17 protein-coding genes are annotated in these 15,599 nt (G+C 73.3%); 7 read left to right on the top strand and 10 right to left on the bottom strand.

Going from position 1 to position 15,599, the window contains the following annotated elements; genetic code table 11:
- From FHX39_RS20335 to FHX39_RS20325, 3 genes are all read right to left on the bottom strand, one after another.
- Window positions 1–536 (bottom strand): PhzF family phenazine biosynthesis protein (locus FHX39_RS20335; RefSeq protein ID WP_183342750.1); only part of this gene is annotated, 536 nt, incomplete at its 3' end.
- A 66-nt stretch (window positions 537–602) separates the two neighbouring features.
- Window positions 603–1,175 (bottom strand): hypothetical protein, encoded by a 573-nt coding sequence (locus tag FHX39_RS20330; RefSeq protein ID WP_183342748.1) that lies wholly within the window; start codon window positions 1,173–1,175, stop codon window positions 603–605.
- Window positions 1,176–1,258: 83 nt separating this feature from the next.
- Window positions 1,259–1,936: a SanA/YdcF family protein gene (locus FHX39_RS20325; protein WP_183342746.1), complete on the bottom strand. Its 678-nt coding sequence runs from the start codon at window positions 1,934–1,936 to the stop codon at window positions 1,259–1,261.
- A 63-nt stretch (window positions 1,937–1,999) separates the two neighbouring features.
- Between FHX39_RS20325 and FHX39_RS20320 the strand changes: the two genes are divergently transcribed.
- The gene (locus tag FHX39_RS20320; protein ID WP_183342744.1) at window positions 2,000–2,899 is read left to right on the top strand and encodes a DNA-3-methyladenine glycosylase family protein; all 900 of its coding nucleotides are present in this window, start codon (window positions 2,000–2,002) and stop codon (window positions 2,897–2,899) included.
- Window positions 2,900–2,940: 41 nt separating this feature from the next.
- Window positions 2,941–3,741 carry an Fpg/Nei family DNA glycosylase gene (locus FHX39_RS20315; RefSeq protein ID WP_183342742.1) on the top strand — a complete coding sequence of 267 codons (801 nt, stop codon included), beginning with the start codon at window positions 2,941–2,943 and terminating at the stop codon, window positions 3,739–3,741.
- A gap of 30 nt (window positions 3,742–3,771) precedes the next feature.
- Here the strand turns inward: FHX39_RS20315 and FHX39_RS20310 are convergent, their stop codons facing one another.
- The gene (locus FHX39_RS20310) at window positions 3,772–4,287 is read right to left on the bottom strand and encodes a MarR family winged helix-turn-helix transcriptional regulator (RefSeq protein WP_183342740.1); all 516 of its coding nucleotides are present in this window, start codon (window positions 4,285–4,287) and stop codon (window positions 3,772–3,774) included.
- A gap of 59 nt (window positions 4,288–4,346) precedes the next feature.
- Here FHX39_RS20310 and FHX39_RS20305 point away from each other — a divergent pair, with 59 nt between their 5' ends.
- Complete coding sequence (locus FHX39_RS20305) at window positions 4,347–5,552, top strand: FAD-dependent monooxygenase (RefSeq protein ID WP_183342738.1); 1,206 nt, start codon at window positions 4,347–4,349, stop codon at window positions 5,550–5,552.
- Window positions 5,553–5,717: 165 nt separating this feature from the next.
- Here the strand turns inward: FHX39_RS20305 and FHX39_RS20300 are convergent, their stop codons facing one another.
- Both FHX39_RS20300 and FHX39_RS20295 read right to left on the bottom strand, forming a co-directional pair.
- Window positions 5,718–7,631, bottom strand: coding sequence for a glycogen debranching N-terminal domain-containing protein (locus FHX39_RS20300; protein ID WP_183342736.1), 1,914 nt, complete (start codon window positions 7,629–7,631; stop codon window positions 5,718–5,720).
- A gap of 77 nt (window positions 7,632–7,708) precedes the next feature.
- A complete protein-coding gene (locus tag FHX39_RS20295) occupies window positions 7,709–8,284 on the bottom strand; it encodes a hypothetical protein (protein WP_183342734.1) in 576 nt (191 codons plus the stop codon).
- A gap of 149 nt (window positions 8,285–8,433) precedes the next feature.
- Here FHX39_RS20295 and argS point away from each other — a divergent pair, with 149 nt between their 5' ends.
- The 3 genes from argS to FHX39_RS20280 are packed head-to-tail and all read left to right on the top strand — an operon-like array spanning window position 8,434 to window position 11,415.
- Complete coding sequence (gene argS, locus FHX39_RS20290) at window positions 8,434–10,074, top strand: arginine--tRNA ligase (RefSeq protein WP_183342732.1); 1,641 nt, start codon at window positions 8,434–8,436, stop codon at window positions 10,072–10,074.
- Between the two features lie 31 nt (window positions 10,075–10,105).
- On the top strand, window positions 10,106–10,906 hold the full coding sequence (locus tag FHX39_RS20285) for a YaaA family protein (protein ID WP_183342730.1): 801 nt from the start codon (window positions 10,106–10,108) through the stop codon (window positions 10,904–10,906).
- Complete coding sequence (locus FHX39_RS20280; RefSeq protein ID WP_183342728.1) at window positions 10,903–11,415, top strand: DinB family protein; 513 nt, start codon at window positions 10,903–10,905, stop codon at window positions 11,413–11,415. Before FHX39_RS20285 ends, FHX39_RS20280 begins: the two co-directional genes overlap by 4 nt.
- Before the next feature lie 48 nt (window positions 11,416–11,463).
- Here the strand turns inward: FHX39_RS20280 and ppgK are convergent, their stop codons facing one another.
- Window positions 11,464–12,294: a polyphosphate--glucose phosphotransferase gene (gene ppgK, locus FHX39_RS20275; RefSeq protein ID WP_183342726.1), complete on the bottom strand. Its 831-nt coding sequence runs from the start codon at window positions 12,292–12,294 to the stop codon at window positions 11,464–11,466.
- A gap of 44 nt (window positions 12,295–12,338) precedes the next feature.
- The gene (locus FHX39_RS20270; protein ID WP_183342724.1) at window positions 12,339–13,304 is read right to left on the bottom strand and encodes an SDR family NAD(P)-dependent oxidoreductase; all 966 of its coding nucleotides are present in this window, start codon (window positions 13,302–13,304) and stop codon (window positions 12,339–12,341) included.
- 91 nt (window positions 13,305–13,395) lie between these two features.
- On the opposite strand from FHX39_RS20270, the gene FHX39_RS20265 reads away from it, so the two are divergent.
- Window positions 13,396–13,971 (top strand): TetR family transcriptional regulator, encoded by a 576-nt coding sequence (locus FHX39_RS20265; protein WP_198424110.1) that lies wholly within the window; start codon window positions 13,396–13,398, stop codon window positions 13,969–13,971.
- A gap of 13 nt (window positions 13,972–13,984) precedes the next feature.
- Here the strand turns inward: FHX39_RS20265 and FHX39_RS20260 are convergent, their stop codons facing one another.
- Both FHX39_RS20260 and FHX39_RS20760 read right to left on the bottom strand, forming a co-directional pair.
- Window positions 13,985–14,413, bottom strand: coding sequence for a hypothetical protein (locus FHX39_RS20260; protein ID WP_183342722.1), 429 nt, complete (start codon window positions 14,411–14,413; stop codon window positions 13,985–13,987).
- A 9-nt stretch (window positions 14,414–14,422) separates the two neighbouring features.
- The coding region (locus FHX39_RS20760) for a phosphotransferase family protein (protein ID WP_198424109.1) at window positions 14,423–15,599 on the bottom strand (1,177 nt) is incomplete at its 5' end.

Raw genomic sequence — 15,599 nt, 5'->3', positions numbered from 1 at the left:
GCCGCGTCCGGTCGGAGCGCGAGCACGGTCTCCGCGCTGTCCAGCAGCACCATGACCCAGCCCGGCCCGTTGTCACCCCACTGCGCGTCGACGACGTGGGCCGGGTCCACCCCGAGGGCGCCGACGATCTCGGCCAGGTCGTCGGCCTCGACGGGGCCGTCGCGCAGCAGCGGGGGTGCGGCGAAGGCGAGCCGGTCGCCGTCGCGACGGACCCGGACCAGCCCGGCGCCGCACTCCTGCACGACCACGTCGGCTGCGGCCGGCGTCCCGCCCGCCTCGAGCCAGGCCCGCGCGGACCCGAGCGTCGGGTGCCCGGCGAAGGGCAGCTCCCGGGCCGGGGTGAAGATCCGGACGCGGTAGTCGGCCGCCGGGTCCTCCGGCGGCAGCAGGAACGTCGTCTCCGACAGGTTCGTCCAGGCCGCGAACCGCTGGAGCGCGGCATCGTCGACACCCTCGGCGTCGTGCACGACCGCGACCGGGTTGCCGTAGCCGAGCTCGCTGGTGAACACGTCGACCTGGGTGAATCGTCTGGGCACACGAGAACCCTCCCACCGGTGGGTGGAAGGGTCCTCGGGATTCTCGTGCGCCGGATGTCTCCCGGTCTAGAGGTCGGGGCCCTGCGAGCGGAGCTTGTCGACCTCTTCCATCGCCGTCCGGAGGTCGGCCAGCCAGGTTTCCGTGTGCTCGCCGACCAGCTTGACCGCCCAGCTCAGCGCCTCCGACCGGGAGCGCGCGACGCCGGCGTCGACGAGGGTGTCGAGCACCCGCCGCTCCGGCTGACGCAGCCGCGTCATGACCGGGACCGAGACGTTGGTGAACAGCGCCGAGGTGGTTCCCAGCCGGACGCCCCACGAGACCTTGCGGCCGTAGCGGGCCTGCGCCTCGTCCGCGATGGTCATCCGGGGCTCCCGGGTCTCCTCGCGGAAGCGGCTGATCCGCCCCTGCGTCGCCGCGTCGTCGGCGGTCTCGTCGGTCAGCGTGCCGACGACGGTGAGCTCCTCACGGTCGACGGTCACCTCGACCGTGCTGAACCACCCGTCCGGCAGCCGCCCCTCGAACCACGACTGCGCGTCGTCGGCGGGCGGCAGGTCGACGTTCTGCCAGCCGCCCGGGCGGGCACCCCGTCCACGTCGGCGGCCGCCCTCGTCCTCGTGTCCTTCAGCTCCGTGCCACATGCTTGCTCCTTTGCGTTGCTTACATGGTTACACCGCGACGAGGGCGTGCGGAAGGGCGTTCGGTGTGGGCGAACGGTCGGCTCTCAGCCCTGCAGGGCGCGGTCGACCGAGGTCTCGCGCGCGCCGAGCACCGGGTCGCGGCGGCTGACGACGTCGAGGACGGTCTTGACGCAGGCGACCTGGTCACGGAACGTCCCCCGCCGCCAGGCCTCCGTGCCGCGGAAGCTCTCGTCCCCGACGCCCACGGCGTCCAGGCCGAGCGCGCGGCAGGTCGCGACCGCGCGGGGCAGGTGGTAGTCCTGCGTCACCACGGTGAGCCGGTCCACGCCGAAGATGCGCTGCGCACGGGAGCACGAGTCGTACGTGTCGAAGCCCGCGTAGTCGGCGACCACCTTGTCCGCCGGCACCCCGGCGTCCACGAGGTAGCGGCGCATGGCGTCGGGCTCGTTGTACTCGCGCGCCCCGTTGTCGCCCGACACGAGCAGGACCTCGACCAGGCCGGCGTCGTAGAGGCGCTTGGCCAGGTCGAGCCGCCCGGCGAGGAACGGTGACGGCGTGCCGCTCGGGTAGACCTGCGCGCCCAGGACCAGGGCGACGGGCGTGGCCGGGACGAGGGCGAGGTCGCGGTCGGCGTACGTGTGCCCCGACGCCGTCGCGCGGACCCAGCCGACCGACCCCAGCACCGCGGCGCCGGCCAGGAACCCCGCGCTGACCAGGGCGACCGTTCCCCGGCGCAGCCAGCGACCCCGCGTCGACACCATGGGCCCAGGGTAGGGCGGCAGCCGCGGGTGGAGCTGTCGGAGGGGCCCGGCAGGATCGCGCGCATGAGCACGAGGACCGCGTCCCTGACCGTCACCGGACCGTACGACCTCCGCGAGGTCGCCCTGATGGGGTTCGGTCACCGCGACGAGGCGTCGTACGACGGGGTGATGCGGCTGGCGTTCTGCCTCGACAGCGATCTCGAGCGTCAGGTCGGGGTCGAGGTGCGGCAGGTGGGGGACCGGCTCGACCTGACGATCACGCCCGCCGGCGACCAGGCGCCCCTCTCCGACGCCGAGGTGCAGGACGCCGCCACCCAGGTCGCGCGGGTCGTGTCCGCCGACCACGACGGGGCCGCGTTCCACGCGCTGTGCGAGGCCGATCCCGTCCTCGCCCCGGTGCACGCGGTCGCGCCCGGCTTCCGCCCCGCGCTCTTCTACTCCCCGTACGAGGCCGCCGTCTGGTCGATCGTGAGCGCCCGCCGGGCCCGCGCCCAGGGCATCGGCGTCCGACGCCGGCTGGCCCAGGCGCTGGGGGCGAGCGTCGAGCTGGCCGGCGTCGTGACCGAGGCGGTGCCCACGCCGGGCGCGCTGCTCCGCCTCGAGTCGCTGCCGGGTCTGCCCGCCGACCGGGTCCCCCGGCTGCACGCCGTGGCCGAGGCGGCGCAGCGGGGCGAGCTGGACGTGGTCGAGCTGCGCGCGCTGCCGCAGGCCGAGGCCGAGGAACGCGTGCAGCGGCTGCCCGGCATCGGCCCCTTCTACGCCTCGCTGATCGTCGTCCGGGCCTGCGGTCACGCCGACGCGATGGTCGTCGGGGAGTCGCACGTCCGCGACGTCGTGCAGGAGGTGTACGGCTTCGACCACCCGCCGACCCCGGCGGAGCTGGCGGCGGTCGGCGAGACGTGGCGGCCGTACCGGACGTGGGTGTCGGTGATGCTGCGGGCGCTGTCGGGCCGGGCGGCCTGAGTCCCCCCGGGTGACGTGGGCAGGGACGGCAGACTGGGCCGATGCCCGAGGGAGACACGGTCTGGCTGGCCTGCCAGCAGCTCGACAAGGCGCTGGCCGGGCGAGTGCTCACGCGCTGCGAGCTGCGCGTGCCGCAGCTCGCGACCACCGACTTCACCGGCGTCGAGGTGCTCAAGGTCGCCTCGCGTGGCAAGCACCAGCTGACCCGCTTCGCCAACGGCTGGACGCTCCACACGCACCTGCGGATGGACGGCGGCTGGCGGGTCTACCCGACGGGGAAGAAGTGGACCGGCGGGCCGGCCTGGCAGATCCGCGTCCTCATGGTGAACGCCGAGGCCGCCGCGGTGGGCTACCGGCTCCCGGTCACCGAGATGGTGCGCACCGACGCGGAGGACACGGTCGTCGGCCACATCGGGCCCGACCTCCTCGGCGACGACTGGGACGCGGACGAGGCGTTGCGGCGGCTGCGCGCCGACCCCGCCCGTACGGTCGGCGAGGCCCTGCTCGACCAGCGGAACCTGGCCGGCATCGGGACGCTCTACCGCGCCGAGATCCTCTTCCTCCAGGGCGTGAACCCGCGGACGCCCGTCGAGGCCGTGCCCTCGCTCGAACGCGTCGTCGCGCGGGCCAAGCAGCTCCTCGAGGCGAACAAGAACACCCACGACCAGATCACGACCGGCAACCGGCGCCTCGGCGCGCACTGGGTCTTCGAGCGGCCGGGCCAGGACTGCCGCCGGTGCGGGACCCGGATCCTGACCGAGGAGTTCGGCCCGGTCGGCGTCGAGCGCCGCAGCTACTGGTGCCCGCACTGCCAGCCCCTGCGGACGGTGGACGCCCCCTGAGCCTGTCGAACGCCACGGCGTTCGAGAGGCTCAGGGAGCGTTCTCGCCGAGGCGGCGTTCCTCGTCGTCGTACAGGGCGAGCACGGCGTCCAGGAACCCTTCGACGAGGTCCTGCTGCTCCGGCGTGTAGGAGGCGATGAGGCGGTCGACGGCGTCGGTGTGGGGCGAGATCAGCGCCCAGACCTGCTCGGTGCTCGGGCCGGCGGCGGTCACGACGAGCTTGCGCCCGTCGTCCGGGTGGCGCTGACGGGTGATGTGCCCGGCCTCCTCGAGCCGGTTGAGCACGAGCGACATGGCCGCGGTCGAGGTGCCCAGGCGCGTCGCGAGCGTGGACGGCGTCGTGGGGCCGAGCGCGATCAGGTGGTCCATCACCTCGAGTCCGCTGACGTCGGTCCGCAGCGCCGCAGCCAGCCGCTTCTCCAGGTGCCGGTGCCGGATCCCCAGCTGCTGGAGCCGCGAGCGGAGGTCGTGGTCGCGCAGCGGAGTGCCGTCGAGGCGCTCGCGGGCGCGGTCCGTCGGGGAGGGATCGCCTGACGTCTGATCCATGCCGCCGAGACTACCAACGAGATTGCTAACGTCGTTGATGACCGGGGTAGGGTCACGGCGTGACGAGAGTGCTGATCAGTGGAGCGAGCATCGCCGGACCGGCCCTGGCCTTCTGGCTGCGACGGGCGGGGTGGGACGCGGTCGTGGTCGAACGGGCGCCGGAGCTGCGGACGGGCGGGCAGAACATCGACATCCGGGGCGCGGCTCGCGAGGCGGTCCGGCGGATGGGCCTCGACGACGCCGTCGCGGCCGCGACGACGGGCGAGGAGGGCACCGAGTTCATCGGTGCGGACGGCCGGATCGTGGCGGCGTTCCCGGCGGGGACCTCCGACTCCGGCGGGGCGACCGGCGAGCGCGAGATCCTGCGCGGCGACCTCTCCGAGATCCTGGTCGGGGCGACGCTCGCGGGCGACCGGCCGGTCGAGTACCGCTTCGGCGACCGGATCACCGGCCTCACCGAGGAGGGCGAGCAGGTGCTCGTCGCCTTCGAGCACGCGCCGGACGAGCACTTCGACCTCGTCGTCGCGGCCGACGGCATCGGCTCCTCCACGCGTGGCCTCGTCTTCGGCGACGAGGTCGAGATCCGCTCGCTGAACCTCCAGATCACCTACGGCACCATCCCGCGCACCGAGTCCGACAAGCCCTGGTGGCGCTGGTACAACGCTCCCGGCGGCCGCAGCGTCACCCTCCGCCCCGACACCCACGGCACCACACGGGCGACCCTCACCCGGCTCACCGACGGCGGGTCGCGAGCGGGTGTGCAGGACCGCTCGTCCAAGGAGCTCCTCACCCAGCTGCGCGCCGACTTCGGCGACGCCGGCTGGCAGGCCGAACGGGTCCTCGAGGGCTTCGAGGAGGCCGACGACCTCTACTCGGAGTCGATCGGGCAGGTCTTCGCGCCGGCGTGGTCCCGGGGCCGCGTCGCGCTTCTCGGCGACGCCGCGTGGTGCGCCGCCCCGGTCAGCGGGATGGGCACGAGCCTCTCGCTCGTGGGCGCGTACGTCCTGGCCGGCGAGCTGGCCACCCACGGCGACCCGCGCGCGGGCCTCACCGCGTACGAGGAGGTCCTGCGCCCCTACGTCGCCCAGGCGCAGAAGCTCCCGCCGGGCACCCCGCGCCTCGCCAACCCCAAGAGCCGGGTCGGCATCGGCGCCTTCCACACCGGCCTGCGGGTCGCGGCGTCCCTGCCGTCGTGGGTGGGCGAGAAGTTCTTCGCCCCGTCCGTCGACACCTTCGAGCTGAAGGACTACGGCCTCACCCGCTGACCCTTCCCCCCGGCCCCGGACCGGCCAGGCTCGGTCCGGCGCCTGGGCCCGGATCCCAGGAGTTTCACGTTCACGTGAAACTCCTGCACTCACCACGGCAGATCTGCCGTGCAGAGCGAGGGTTTTCACGTGAACGTGAAACTCCTGAGGTTCGGCCAGGCTGCGTCAGACCCCGCCGAAGACCCCGGCCCGGCGGGCCACGACGACGGCCGCCGCGGCGCTCCAGGCCTGCGGCCGGCAGGCGGCGGGGTAGGGGACCGGGGCGCCCTCGCCGCTCCACAGCTCGGGGAGTCGCTGGTCGAAGGCGACCGAGGCGGCGAGCAGGCCCTCGACCAGCCCGTCGGCGGCCTCGGCGAGCCCGGCCCGGGTGAGCCCGTCGACGACGATCGCGGTGTCGTGCGGCCAGACCGAGCCGCAGTGATAGCTGAGCGGGGCGTACGCGGCGTCGTCCGTGGACATCGTCCGCAGCCCGAGGCCGGAGTCGAGCGCCGGTGAACCGACCCGGCGGGCCACCCGCCACTCCTCCTCGAGGTTGAGCAGGCCGGTGCCCAGCAGGTGCCCGATGTTGCTGGTCAGCGCGTCGACCCGCCGCCCGGTCCCGTCGAGCGCGAGCGCGGGGTAGTCGTCCTCCCCGGAGCCCGTCTCGCACCAGAACGACGCCCGGAACCGTTCCTGCAAACCCTGTGCCCACCCGCGGAGCTCGTCGCCGCCGGGTCGGTCGAAGCCGTCCAGCAGCGCCGCGCCGGAGACCGCGGCCTCGTACGCGTAGCCCTGCACCTCGCACAGCGCGATGGCGCCCTCGGCGTACGTCCCGTCGGCGAACCGGACCGCGTCGTCGCTGTCCTTCCAGCCCTGGTTGGCCAGGCCGTCGCTGCCCGCGCTGACGTAGCGGACGAATCCCTCGACGCTCCCGCCCCGCGCGTCCGGCGCGGTCTGCGCGGTGAGCCAGTCGAGCGCGGCCTCGACGTTCGGCAGCAGCGCGATCACGTCGTCGTCGGGGAGCCCGGCCCGCCACGCGTCGTGCAGGAGGCAGATCCACAGCGGGGTGGCGTCGACGGTGCCGTAGTAGAGCGGGGGGAGCGACATCCCGCCGAGCTGGAAGCCGTTGCGCCGCAGCTCGTGCGGGATCTTGCCCGGCTGCTCCCCGGTCCGCGGGTCGTCCGCGCGACCTTGGAGCCGGGCGAGCGTCCGCAGCGTGCCGCGCGCGACGTCCAGGCCGAGCGGCAGGGACAGCCGCGCCGCCCACAGGCTGTCGCGACCGAAGAGGGTGAAGTACCAGGGGGCGCCCGCGGCGTAGAACACGTCGCCCGGGCTGTCGGGCAGCGCCATCGTGAGGCCCGCGAGGTCGGCCACGGAACGTTCCAGCCAGGGGCCGAGCCGCTGGTCCTCCTCGGGCCCGAGCAGCACGCGGTCGTGCGTGAGGTCCGGGGGCGCGGCGACCACGACCGGCGCGGGGTCGACGACGTCGGCCGTCCAGCGCACCGCGACCGAGGAACGTCGCGGGACCGTCAGCGTCCAGGAAAGCGTGACTCGCCCGTCCGCGACGGTCCACCCGGCGCCCGGGGCGGCGATCGTCACGTCGATCCCCGCCGAGGTCCACCCGTGGCCGGCGTCCTCCGCCGGCGTCACGGCGACGCGGGGCGCCCCGACGCGGACGAGCTCCATCGGCGTCGCGTCGGGCGTCAGCCGTACGGCGACCCGCACCTCGACGTCGACGTCGAGCGTGGAGCCGAGGACCAGCTCCTCGGTCAGACGACCCGGGACGACGGTGCGGGTGCGGTCGAGCCGGACGCGGGGGTCGCCGGAGTCCGCGTACGCGGCGTCGAGGCCGCGGAGCAGAGAGGTGAAGACGACGCTGCCGTCGGGGCGGCCGTGGTGGGCGACCGGTACGCCTGGGTCGTCGTCGACAGAGACCTCGATCCCGCTGAGGAGCCGCACGTCGCCGTGCAGCAGCCCGGTGACCCCGGCCGCGTCGTCGTCACGCGGCACCACCTGCCCGTCGGGTGTCGACCACGTCTGGGTGGGCGCGGCGACCTGGCTGACGAGGTCGTGCAGGAACGGTTGGAGCGGCTGCGGCACCCGGCCCATGCTGCCCCCTGCGCGACAAGACGGAGACTCAGGTGGTCCTCGACCGCCGCGCGAGGCTGCACCTGTTGTCAGCCGAGGGCGACTTGATAGTCCTTGGCCTTCGACGGAGGAAGAATTCCGGTCACGCGAACCAGGATCGGACCCTTGAGGTAGTCGTACTCGTTCGCGAGGGCGGAGGAGCTCTTCCCGATCGTCTGGATGTAGTCCGCGCGCTGCTTGGCGCCTTCGGCGTCGGGATAGACCTCGACGGAGCCTCCTCGTTCGATGGCGTCGCTCTCCGTGAACTCGAGGTCTTTCTTCGCGATGCGCGAGTCCGAGAAGGCGACCTTCGACGTGTACCCGTTCGGCCGTCCCAACAGCTTGTTGGGGTCGTCGTCCTCCGTGTAGGTCTTCACCAGCTTCGCCGAGTCGATGGTCTTGGCGAGGTCGCCGAAGACCTCTTCTGCCGATCGAGTCTCGGTCGCCGCCTGTGTCGTCTCGGCTGCCGCGGACGGGGCCAAGCTGCTGACGCCGGGAGCCGCAGGAGGTGCGGGATCGATGCCGCAACCGGATACGCCCGCCATGGCGCTCGAGAGCCCGACGAGAGCGGAGGCCGCCCGTCTGCTGGTATGCATGAGGCACTCCTGGGGTGTGGGGTCTGGCAAGTTCGACAGGCTATGCGGCTTGCGTCGTCCATGTCGGCGTTCGAACTAATTGATCGACCCGAGCTGAGACCCGTTCTCGTGGTCCCAGGGTCGCCGGCGCCCGGGAACGTGGTCGGGCGCGCACGACCGGAGTGGAAGAATCACCGATCATGGCGTCCCTCCCCTCCCAGCTCAGCGCGCGTGTGCAGGCCGTGGCCGGGATCGAGCCGGAGCTGCGTCCGGCGACCCGGCCGGAGTTCGGGCACTTCCAGTCCAACGTCGCCCTCCGCCTGGCCAAGAGCGAGCGCAAGTCCCCGCGCGAGGTCGCGGCCGACATCGTCGCCCGCCTCGACGTCGACGACCTCTGCGAGCCCGTCGAGATCGCCGGGCCCGGGTTCCTCAACTTCCGGCTCCGCTCGTCGGTGCTGGCCGGCTACGTCACCGGCCAGCTCGCCGACCCGGCCCTCGGCGTCGAGCAGGCCGAGCACCCGCAGCGCGTCGTCATCGACTACAGCTCGCCGAACGTGGCCAAGCAGATGCACGTCGGCCACCTGCGGACCACGATCATCGGCGACTGCTTCAACCGCGTCCTCACCGCCGCCGGCCACGAGGTCCTCCCGCAGAACCACCTCGGTGACTGGGGCACCCAGTTCGGCCAGCTGGTCGAGCAGATCCTCGTCGAGCGCCTCGACCCCGCCGCGCTCGACCTGGTCGAGGCCGAGGAGCTCTACAAGCGCGCCGCGGCGCACTTCAAGGACGACCACGATTTCGCCGACCGGGCCCGGCTCCGCGTCGTCGCGCTGCAGTCCGGCGACGAGGAGACGCTGCGGATCTGGCGCTCCCTGGTCGAGGTGTCGCTGGCCGGCTTCAACACGATGTACGCCCGCCTGCACGTCCTGCTGACCGACGAGCACCTGGCCGGGGAGTCGATCTACAACGCCGTCCTCGGCCCGGTCGCCGACGAGCTCAAGGCGAAGGGCGTCGCGGTCGTCGACGACGGCGCGCTCTGCGTCTTCGTGCCCGGCTTCAACGCGCCGCTGATCCTGCGCAAGCGCGACGGCGGCTACGGCTACGACGTCACCGACCTCGCGGCGCTGCTGCACCGGGTCCGCGACCTCAAGGCCGACCGGCTGATCTACGTCACCGACGTGCGCCAGGGCGACCACTTCGCCCAGGTGTTCGCGGTCGCGCGGATGGCGGGCTGGCTGCCCGACACCGTCAGCGCCGAGCACGTCGGCTACGGGATGGTCCTGGGCGCGGACGGGCGGCCGTACAAGACCCGCGACGGCAAGGCCATGCACCTCGCCACGCTGCTCGACATGGCCGAGGAGATCGCCTCGCCGCCCATCGCGCTGGCCGCGATCAAGTACGCGGACCTGTCGAACGGGCTCAACCAGAACTACGTCTTCGACATCGAGCGCATGGTGGCGACCACGGGCAACACCGGTCCCTACCTGCAGTACGCCCACGCCCGGATGACGCAGGTCCTCGCCCGCGCCGCGGCCGAGGGCGTCCTGCCGGCGCACGAGGCCGTGACCGTGCTCGACGAGCCGCAGGAGCAGGCCCTCGCCCTGCTGCTGTCGGGCTACGGCGACGTCGTCGCCGAGGTCGCCTCGACGCTGCAGCCGCACAAGCTCTGCGCCTACCTCTACGACCTCGCGGGCACGCTCTCGGTGTTCTACGAGCGCTGCCCCGTCCTGCGTTCGGAGGGCGAGGTGCGCAGCTCCCGGCTCGCCCTGTGCGCCGCGACGAAGCGCGTCCTCGCCGCCGGGCTCGACCTGCTCGGCATCGAGGCCCTCGACCGGATGTGACCACGTTCCCTGAGCTTGTCGAAGGGTCGTCGTGCTGATCCTGCTCCCGCCCTCAGAGGGCAAGGCGGCGCCCGCACGCCGCGGTCGGCCCGTCGACCTGGCCGCGCTGCCGCACCCGGGGCTGACGCCGCTGCGCGAGGAGCTCCTGGACGCGCTGGCGGTCGCGAGCGCACAGCCCGGTGCCGCGGCCGCGCTGGGCCTCAGCCCCGGCCTGACCGACGAGGTCGCCCGGAACGTCCACCTCCGCACCACCCCGGCCCGCCGGGCGGTCGACGTCTACACCGGCGTCCTCTACGCCGCCCTCGACCACGCGTCGCTGAGCCCGGCCGGGCGCCGTCGGGCCAACCGCTGGGTGCGCGTCCAGAGCGCGCTGTGGGGCCCGGTCGGGCCGACGGACCCGATCACGCCGTACCGGCTGCCGATGACCGCCACGCTCCCCGGCGTCGGGACGGTCGCCGCCCGCTGGCGCGCGGTCCTCGGACCGGTCATGGTCGCGCTGGCCGGTGACGGCGTGGTCGTCGACGGACGTTCCTCGTCGTACGCGTCGGTCTGGCGCCCCACGGGCTCGGCCGCGAAGGCGTACGTGGCGGTGCGCGTCTTCACCGAGGTCGAGGGCCGCCGCGTGGTCGTCTCCCACGCGGCGAAGCACACGCGCGGCCTCGTCGCCCGCTGGATCTGCGAGGCGGAACGCACCCCGCGTACGCCGGCCGCCGTCGTCGCCCTGGTGGCCGGGCACCGCCCGTGCGAGCTCGTGCCGGACCCCCGCGGGGGGTGGTTCCTGGACGTCCTTGCCCCCGCGTCGGCAGCAGCAGCGGCGACAGGGACGGCGTGAGCGTCCCGTTCCCCGAGCCCACGGAGCACGTGAGCACGCGGACCGAGGTCTACCTGCGCTACCTCGCCTACTTCCGCGACGGCGTCGGGCGGCGGGTCGAGGCGATGACCGAGGACGAGGCGCGGCGCAGCCGGGTCCCGTCGGGCTGGACGCCGCGCGAGCTGGTGCGGCACCTGACCTTCATGGAACGGCGCTGGTTCGTCTGGGGCTTCGAGGGCACGCCCGTGGATGACCCGCACGGCGACGAGGTCGACGGCCGCTGGGTCGTGCCCGACGAGGTGGGGACCGCCGACGTCCTGGCGGCGTGGCGTCGGCAGGCCGAGGTCACGGAGGCGGTCGTCCGCCGGCACGACCTCGACGAGGTGGGCCGGCCGAGCGAGCGGTGGGACGGCGAACCACCGGCCACCCTCGAGCGGGTGCTGCTGCACGTGGTGCAGGAGTACGCCCGCCACCTCGGTCAGCTCGACGTCGTGGCCGAGCTCGGCGGCGGCGTGACCGGCGAGGTCTGAGCCTGCTCGCCGCACCCGCGCCGGCGCCCGACCCACCCGGGAGGCGTCCTACTCGACGAGCGCGGACTCCGCCGCGGTGCCCTCGCGGACGAGGGCGGGCTGCTGGAGGCGGTTGGCCGCGAGCCAGGCAGCGCCGACGATGCCGGCCGTGTTCCGCAGCTTGGCCGGGACCATCTCGGCGTTGATGTCGATCAGAGGCAGGAACTTGTCGGAGTCCTTGCTGACGCCACCGCCGACGACGATCAGGTCGGGCCAGAGCAGCGCCTCGAGGGTCTCGTAGTAGCGCTGCAGGCGCTTCGCCCACTTCGCGTACGAGAGGCCTTCCTTGTCCTTGATGCTCGAGGCCGCGCGCTTCTCGGCGTCGTAGCCGTCGATCTCGAGGTGGCCGAGCTCGGAGTTCGGCACGAGCACCCCGCGGTAGAGGATCGCCGTCCCGATGCCGGTGCCGAGGGTGGTGAGGACCACGAGGCCGGGGTGGCCCGCCGCGGCGCCGTACTTCACCTCGGCGACGCCGGCGGCGTCGGCGTCGTTGACCAGGAGGATGTCGCGCCCGAGCTTGTCCTCGAAGATCTTCTCCGCGTCGCAGTTGATCCAGGACTTGTCGATGTTCGCGGCGGACCGGGTGATCCCGTGCGTCACGACCGCCGGGATCGTGATGCCGATCGGCCCGTCGGCGGCGATCTGGCCGCCGAAGTGCTCCACGATCTGCGCCACGACGTCGGCGACGTTCTCCGGCGTCGACGCCGACGGGGTGTCGATCCGCAGCCGGTCGGCCGCGAACTCGCCGGTGCTCAGGTCGACCGGAGCTCCCTTGATGCCGCTGCCGCCGATGTCGATGCCCAGGACCGGAGGGGTGCTGGCCGCCGTTGCCTCGCTCATGACCCGCACCCTAGCGATGCGGGTCAGGAGCTCCAGAGGCGACCTCAGCGGGACGTGGTCAGGCCCAGCCGGACGAGCTCGGCGTCGACCAGCGCGGTCGAGACGTCCCACAGCCGGGACGCCGCCTCCGGGTCGACGGCCCAGGGCACCACGCCGTACACGACGTCGTAGATCTCGGGCACGACCTGCGCCTCGCGGTTGTCCTCGAAGTAGCGCCCGCCGTAGCCCTCGAGCTCGGGGGCCGTGGCCAGCAGGACCGAGGTCGAGGCGCCCTGCTCGGTGGTCTTGACGACGTCCACGGCGTCGCGCTTGAGCGTCGCCAGGACCTCCGGGTCCCAGTGCTTCTGCAGGCCGGTCCAGATGCCGCCCGGCATCAGGGCGTTGGCCGTGATGCCCTCGGCGCCCCAGCGGCGCTGGGCCTCGACCGCGAAGAGCACGTTGGCGGTCTTGGACTGCCCGTAGCCGAGGTTCGGCGTGTACTCCCGGCGCACGAAGAACGGGTCCTCGAAGTGGAAGGGCGAGCTGCCGTGGCCGCTCGAGGACACGGCGACCACCCGGGCCGAGCCGGCCTCGACGAGGGCCTCGTGCAGGCCGGTCGCGAGGGCGAAGTGGCCGAGGTGGTTCGTCGCGAGCTGCGACTCCCAGCCGGCGGACGTGTAGGCGAGTGGGCTGTCCATGATCCCGGCGTTGTTCACCAGGATGTGCAGCGGTCCGGACCACGCCGTCACGAACGCGTGGACCGACGCGATCTCGTCGAGGTGCAGCTCGGAGACGGTCACGGCGCGGCCGGTCGTCGCCTCGATGTCGGCGGCGACCTCGCGGCCCTTGGTGGTGTTGCGGACGGCGATCGTCACGTCGGCACCGGCCCGCGCGAGGGAACGCGCGGTCTCTACGCCGATGCCGCTGGCCGCGCCGGTGACGACGGCGCGCTTGCCCGTCAGGTCGATGCCGGCGAGCACGTCGTCGGCGGTGGAGTCCTTCGTCAGACCCCGGATGTCGTTCTTGGTCATGTCGTGCCTCTCGATCAACCAACTAGATGGTTGAAACTGTAGGACGGCTCGAGTCGGTAATCAACCGACCGGTTGGTTGTAAGATCGAGCCATGCCGATCCGCGACGCCGACGCCACCCGCGCCCGCATCATGGCGGCCGCCACGGCCGAGTTCGCGGAGCACGGGCTCGCCGGCGGGCGGGTCGACCGGATCGCTGCGGCCGCGCAGACGAACAAGGCGCAGCTCTACCACTACTTCGGCAACAAGGAGACCCTGTTCGACCTGGTCTTCGGCCACTACGTGCAGACGCACGTGGCCAACGGCTGGTTCGACCCGGAGCGGCTGCCGGAGTACGCCGTGGGCGTCTACGACTACTACCTGCAGGACCCGGTGCTGGTCCGGCTCGCGACCTGGGCCCGGCTGGAACGCACGCCGACCGGCGACCTGTACGCCCGGGTCGGCGGCGTCGACGTGCAGGTGGTGGCCCGCATCGAGATGGCGCAGGCGCAGGGGATCCTCGTCGACACCATGCAACCGCTGGACATCTACAGCCTCGTCGTCGGCATGGCCAGCTCGTGGGCGCAGTCCTCGCTCACGTTCACCGCCACCGCCGACGAGCCGGAAGCGGTGCACGCCGCCCGCCGCGCGGCGCTCGCTGACGCCGTCCGCGCGTCCTTCTGCCGCTGAGCGCCGGCTCGGCTCAGGCGGCGTCGGCGCGCGAGGGCGAGTAGTCGAGCAGCTGCGCGACGAGCAGCAGCCGGTTCAGGTCCTCGCTGCTGATCTGACACCCGTAGGGCCCGCGCGCCCGCGCGACCGCGCCGCCGATGCGGACGAGCGCCCGCCGGTAGCCGGCGACCCGGTCGGCCGGACCCAGGACGGTCACCACGTCCCGCAGCCCCGACACCACGGAACGTCCGTCGAGCTCGAGGTCGAGCAGCAGCCCCGTCCGGTCGAGGGTCAGCGTGGCCAGCAGGTCACGGGCCGCGGCGGGCGCCCGCAGGCCCTCGCTCACCACCGCGTCCCAGAAGGTCGCGAGGTCCGGCTCGGCGAAGCGCGTGTGCGTGCCCACGAGGGCGCTCAGCACCCACAGCGGCGCGAGCTGCAGGGTCCGGACGTCCTCCGAGCGCATGGTCCGGGCCTACTCCCCGTCGAGCTGACGCAGGCACCACGCGTACGTCCGCGGGTCGTGCTCGGCGGTGTCGGAGAAGTAGAAGCCGAAGTAGCGCCGGTAGACCCCGATCCAGCGGGCGACGTCGGGCCCGTAGCGCTGGACCGCGAGCCCGAGCAGCCACTCACTGTCGGCCACGGCCCCGTCGTACGGCTCCAGCTCCAGGAACGCGACCGCCCCGGTGAGGTCCATCAGCGGGTCCGCCTGCAGCGTGTGCGGGCTGAAGTCGCCGACGCCGGTGACGCGCGGAGCGGCCTCGTCGGCGCCTTCGTGGGGGACGGTGACGTACGCGTTGGGCGCGCCGAGGTCGCCGTGCACGAGCGTGGGGACGACGTCGCGCTGGGCCAGGTCGTGCTGGAGCCGGTCCCACGCGCGGGCGACGCCCGGTACGTCGCGGGCGAGGTCGTCGTGGCTGCGGGAGGCGGGTCCGGCGAGCATGGCGTTCAGCAGCTCGAGCAGCGACCCGTACGTCTGCGGGGCCCCGTCACCGACCAGGCGGGCGAAGCCGGGGACCGGCATCGGCAGCCGGGACAGCGCCTCGGCCGCGTCGAGCAGGCTGGCCAGCGCGGACCGCCGGGCGGTGAGGTCGGCCGTCCGCAGCCAGTCGGCGAGGGAGCCGCCGGCGAAGCGGCGGTCCACCGTCCAGGAACGTCCCTGCGTGACGCCCGCGTCGAGCACGAGCGGCAGGTCCAGGCCGTAGCCGGCCTCCGGGCGGTGGTGGGCCCAGAAGCCGTACAGCGACCGGAGCTGGTCGACGACCGGCGACGTCGCGCTCTCGTGCCCGGCGCGGTAGAGCCGGAGGACCCGCGTGTCGTCGAGGGCGAAGACCTGGCTCTCGCCGCCCTCGCCGAGGAAGCGCTCGCGGTCGGCGCCCAGCTCGGCGAGCACGGCGTCGCCGGTCGCCCTCTCCTCAGGCGTCTCGGGGCGCACGTCGCCGGGGTGCTCCAGCGCGAGCTCGGCGGCCGCCCGGGCGGCGCGGGCCCGGTCGAGCTGGCTGAGCGCGAGCTCGCGGGCCGCGACGACGTCCATCTGGTGCGCGACCGCGTGCACCGGGCCCTTGGGGGTGTCGACGTGCACGTCGGCCAGCCGGAGCCGGCGCTGCAGGGGGCCCTGCTCGATGCGTACGGACTGGGTCTTGGCGTGCGGG

The sequence above is a fragment of the Microlunatus antarcticus genome, from assembly GCF_014193425.1.
GTDB lineage: Bacteria > Actinomycetota > Actinomycetes > Propionibacteriales > Propionibacteriaceae > Microlunatus > Microlunatus antarcticus.
The sequence above is the reverse complement of the archived record's forward strand: the minus strand, read 5'-3'. Positions and strand labels throughout refer to the sequence as shown.